Here is a 3,818-nt window from a genome sequence, read left to right as displayed (position 1 = left end):
GATGGACCAAATCCGCCAATGACATCCTTGCTTCCATCGAGCGCTTCTGCCGTTACAATGCCCCGGCAAAACGCGAAGCGATGTTGCGAACTTCTGGGTCAGGACACTAGATAGGTACAAGCAGGGAGAGCGCACGAAGATGGCTCGTAAGATGTGGCGCGTCGCCACAAAGCGGTCTGTGGTAGCGAGCTTCAGCTTCGGATTCTGGGAGCCAGTCCGCCCATCATGCCTCATAACATCTGCGCCATATGGCGCGAAGACGAGGCAGGCATCGAATGTGCTTATATGGCCGATCTTGCTCGGCAGTTGATCGGTAGGTAAGTCAGCGTCAGTCGCCGCTGAGGCTTGACCGACCGATAAGTGGCATCGTCCGAGGTATGTCACGGAATGGACGCGCAAGAGCGCTAACCCGCTCTGGCTAACACTTAAGCATCGGAAAGTCCGTGGTTGGGCACCTAGTCTAGCAACCGCTATCTGTTCTCGTCAGTCTCGCCCGCCATCCGCAGATCTCGTGAAACAAACGAAGGTGTTCCAAAGCGCCAACACCGAGGCGTTCGACTATCCATACTATTCGCGTGGAACTCGCGTTTCTCAATCCCCAAACGCCCAGCCGTCAGTCAATAACAACTCTTTCAGGGCTGACGGATTGCCACAGGGACGAAAGCACAAGCTTTTTGCGCGTAAGCAACTTCGAATGGAGCTTGCGCGACATTGCCGATGTCAGAGAGATTGCGCGAAGCTGCCGGCTTCGCGTTGGTCGCCGGCCGAAATGTCCTCAAATGTCAAGCTGTGCGGCGTAGTAGGGGCCCGGCGTTCAAGCCGTGTTCTCCAATCAGCCGATCTTGCTCTTTAGGAATTGAAAGCCAAGCACTTGAGACCCGGCACGCTCTTTGTAGTCTCGGCCATAGCCGTGGCCGCCCGAGGCGAGCTCGTACAAATGAGCCTCATAGCCCATCACCTGCAGCTTCGCCACCATCTTGCGGGCATGCCCAGGGTGGACTTGATCGTCGCGCCGCGTGGTGGCGATGAAGATCGGTGGATAGTTTTGTCCGGGCTTCACGGCATGATAGGCGGAATGGTCTTGAGCCATCCCATGCGTCGGAGTTATCAGGGTCACCATACTCTGCAATCCAGCTTGCTCCTGCCAGAAGCTTGGTGTAGCGGCGCATGTCGATCAGCGGAATTGTGCAGAACAGCGCGCCGAAGCGTTCAGGATATCGCGTCAGCATGTTGGTAATGAGAATGCCGCCGTTTGCCCCGCTCTGGGCGGCGATACGCTTGGGCTGCGTCACGCCGCGGCGCACGAGGTCGGCGGCAACCGCGGCGAAATCGTCACTCGACAATCTTTTTCCGGCGAGCCGGCCCGCAACATGCCAGCGCGAGCCGAACTCGCCGCCGCCGCGCAGGTTCGCCTGCATAGTAGTGCCGCCGCGTTCCAGCCACAGCTTGCCGAGTGCGGAATTGTAGTACGGCCTCATCGACATACCGAACCCGCCATAACCGCTCATATGGACCGGCGCATCGCCGCTCTCGCCGACGGGACCGGTCTGCACATAGGGAATGCGCTCGCCATCAATCGAAATGGCCTTGTGCAGGGTGACCAGGAGCCCACCCGCGGTAAAGGTTCTCGGTGCCTGTGAGCACAGACGGGCTGGCAATGTCATTCTCGATCAGCCTCAGCGAAGGTGGTGTGAGTGGATCTTGGCCCTTGACGAACAGGTCGCCATTGCGTTCGGATGGATCGCGATCCAGGGGCCAAACGTCGACCAACCCGATGTCCGGAAACCCGTGCAATTGCTGGCGACTCCAGCCGTCGGCTGATGGCGTGCAGATCTCAAAAACCGGTCGCAGTTCATTGAGAATGCAAAGCACAAGCTTGTCAGCACTCCAAAAGAACTTCTGCAGCGCGTCGGGGGCCTGGCTTAAAAAGAACTTCGAACTGACGGCCGCCTGCCAGGAAAGCCGGTAACGAGATCGCAAGCACCGTTTCCGCGGCATAGGTCTGCCCTGCCACAGTCCAGGCCGCGCGCGCTTCAGAGCAAGCCAGTCGCGGTGGGCCAATATCGACATGTTACTTGGCAGGCTGAGCTTCGTCGTGGCGCCCGATCTATCGCCGAGCCGGACGACGAAGTTGAAGAAGTCTACCTGATCGACCACTTCCGCGGCAGCGCTGCAGTGTAGTCAACATTGCACCTCACTCTTATACGATCGACCGCGGTTTCAAAGATCACTGGTGCTTGATCGACATGCACGCCGCGTCGCCACAGTCTAACTGCGCGTGCATACCCGGAGACTATCGCCATGTCCATCCCGTAAGAGCTCGAGAGGACCAGCGTATCGCTATCGAGCCATTCGGCGCCACCCTTCTGGCAGACAAAGCCATCGCGGACAAGGCTCTTCGTCTCCGTGTCGAATTTACGTAAAGTGACGGCATCGCTGCCGCCGCGCGACAGACTGAGTATGGTCCGCGAATGATTGCCAGGCAGTGACGTTGTAGCGCTCAAAAGCCAGTCTTTGCCTTCGCTGACAGCGAGCTGATCGATGTCGAGTAGGATCTCCCATGAGCGGTTCGGCGTACGAAATTGTCCTAGAGTGGTTCGCCGCCACAGGCCGCGTGGATTATCCACGTCCTTCCATTGTAGAGGTAGTCGCCGCGGCGGCTGACATAAGGGATATTGTCCGGCCGGTCGTAAATCGATGTCAACGCGTCTCGATCGTGCTCGAATGCCGCTCCGCCGAATGTCTGCAGTGTCCTCTCATTCTGCTGCTTTCGGTCCGTACCGCAAGTCGATTGAGAACTGATGCGATGTTCCCATCGGACAGCACACGTGCGAGGTCGCAAATCAGCTGTTCGGTCGCGGTATCGGTTTTCCAGCGAGGCTGCCCGATCCGGTTCTTTACCACTTAAAGTGCAGTATGGTCGCCGCCCTCCCAATGCAGCTTGAGCTCGAGGTGGCCACGCTTTGCGATCACGACGATCTCTTCAAGCACCGCACGTAAAACCCTCTTGCGGATTGCAGCCCAGGCAGCTGGATAGCTCCACAAGGGCTCCAGATCGGTTCATAGAGCTAGAATCTCCGCACGCTCAGAGGCGCTTAAGACGGGCGGCTGCTTATCGTTTGCAACACGGACGAGGCGCGCCACTTCCACGAGCCGGTGCCGCCGCATCGATCCGCATATTGCGAATGCAATACACTTGGTCCGCCGTCCATGATTGACGGAGGCATCGTTGCACACGTACCGGCGACACCCCGCAGCCCATTATGCTGTACTCTGAGCTTGCCTCCGCAATGCCTACAGCGCAACAGGCCGACCAGCAAGCCACCGCAATTGCGCACTGATCCCGGCACCATCTCGCCCTTCATGTTGGCGTTCCCGTTGATAATCCGTTGATTATTCTCGTAGTCCTGCCAGCAGATATAGCCCTCATGGTGATCACGAATCAGAATTTCCCAACTTTTCAGCGGACGGCGCACTCCGCGTGTGATCCGCTTACGGCCAGCCTCGATTCGAACCTGCGAACCAGTTCGACCAAACACATACGCACCGGCGTAAAAACGGATTGGTCAGTAACCGATGGATTGTATTGTAGCGAGGTAGCTGCCATTCCACTATTCGGCCTCGCGGACCATACACGACAATCGGCATCTTGACGCCTTCGTCACACAACCGAATCACGACTTGGCGCACGCTGCCGAACTCCGCAAACTTGCGGAATGCCAGTGTCCTGAACCAGAAGTTCGCAACATCGCTTCGCGTTTTGCCGGGGCATTGTAACGGCAGAAGCGCTCGATGGAAGCAAGGATGTCATTGGCGGA

Annotated in this window: 1 protein-coding gene and 1 pseudogene; both read right to left on the bottom strand. The window is 57.9% G+C overall.

Going from position 1 to position 3,818, the window contains the following annotated elements:
* Window positions 1-832: 832 nt before the first annotated feature.
* Window positions 833-2,803 (bottom strand): annotated as a pseudogene (locus tag QQL28_RS45460) (prolyl oligopeptidase family serine peptidase).
* A 292-nt stretch (window positions 2,804-3,095) separates the two neighbouring features.
* Complete coding sequence (locus tag QQL28_RS45455; RefSeq protein WP_284276373.1) at window positions 3,096-3,476, bottom strand: hypothetical protein; 381 nt, start codon at window positions 3,474-3,476, stop codon at window positions 3,096-3,098.
* Window positions 3,477-3,818: the final 342 nt, after the last annotated feature.

The sequence above is a fragment of the Bradyrhizobium iriomotense genome, from assembly GCF_030160715.1.
GTDB lineage: Bacteria > Pseudomonadota > Alphaproteobacteria > Rhizobiales > Xanthobacteraceae > Bradyrhizobium > Bradyrhizobium iriomotense.
Note: the sequence above shows the minus strand (reverse complement) of the source record. Positions and strands in the feature narration are given on the sequence as shown.